The 1,149-nt window shown below is 31.0% G+C and carries 2 protein-coding genes; both read right to left on the bottom strand.

Annotated elements, in window-relative coordinates; translation table 11 throughout:
• Positions 1-119: 119 nt before the first annotated feature.
• On the bottom strand, positions 120-470 hold the full coding sequence (locus tag T473_RS0115750; protein ID WP_024622623.1) for a hypothetical protein: 351 nt from the start codon (positions 468-470) through the stop codon (positions 120-122).
• Positions 471-569: 99 nt separating this feature from the next.
• A partial coding sequence (locus T473_RS18745) for a hypothetical protein (RefSeq protein WP_038300786.1) occupies positions 570-1,149 on the bottom strand: 580 nt, incomplete at its 5' end.

Genomic DNA, 1,149 nt, shown 5'->3' with positions numbered 1-1,149 from the left:
TAATGACCATCCTGTTTCTTCTTTCATATAATCATTTAGACTTATTATTTCAGCATCTTCATCACCAGTGAATAATTGGACTCCCATATCTTCCATTTCAAAACTTATTCTACTTAGTTTTACTCTACCACGAGTGGCGCTTTGATAACTTTATTCCCATCATTATCTTCTTGTATATCTTTAATTACGAAATATTCCTTGTTATCTAAACATATATACCTCTCATTTTTAATTTCATCAAACAAAGAGTACCTTAGAGGTTTAAGTGTGATTCTGTTTGTAACATATTTAGGAACTGTGATTTCTAACTCATCTGAAGAATCAATCTTCCTGGATAATGTATTAACTAATGGAAGAGGGAATTGCCCAACATAATCTTTGTTTACCTTATGAAGAGTTAAAGTATATTCACTTCTAATTTGTTTTATATTCACTCTATTTTGTATAAAAATCACCTTCTTTGTAATCAAAAAAAACTCACCAGTTATTGATGAGCCTTCTTGATATTAATCTATATGAAAACGCAATTAGCGTTATTTGATATGAAATGAAATTACCATTTTATTTAATTAAACTTTCATCTGCTTTACTATATTGTTCGCAAATTCCTCTTGAGCTTTTTTCATTGCATTTGTAAGATCTGGCATAACACCTTTGTCAACATTCCCTTCTACATATACTAAAGGGGCGTTTTGTTGCACTCTCATTCCTGCCAAAGCATCTGCTAAATTTTTAGCTGAATCTATTGTTTCTTTCAAATAATCTTCAGATGTTTTCTTATGGTAGTAATCACTAGTTAAGCCTAATTTGTCCTTCATACTATCCATATCTTTCATAATATCTCTAGCGACTTCTAAGTTAGCTATGAGTTCCCCTTTTATGATATCTCCGGTAGCTCCTAACCCATCGCCCCACTTATCAGTGAAATCTAACATTGAGTCTTTAAGGTCAGATACTTTACCATCAATGTCGGTAAACATTCCTGTATTTAGAGCTTCTTGAACCCATTTTTGTATATTTTCTTTATTGTATCTTTCATCTAAGTCTTCTTTATTTTTTTCTGCCTCATCTTCTAGTCGATCTACTTCTTTATCATACATCTTATTAATGTCATCATCAATTTTGTTTTGTACCATATCTTGAAGTTTT

The sequence above is a fragment of the Clostridioides mangenotii TR genome, from assembly GCF_000498755.1.
Lineage (GTDB): Bacteria > Bacillota > Clostridia > Peptostreptococcales > Peptostreptococcaceae > Metaclostridioides > Metaclostridioides mangenotii_A.
Note: the sequence above shows the minus strand (reverse complement) of the source record. Positions and strands in the feature narration are given on the sequence as shown.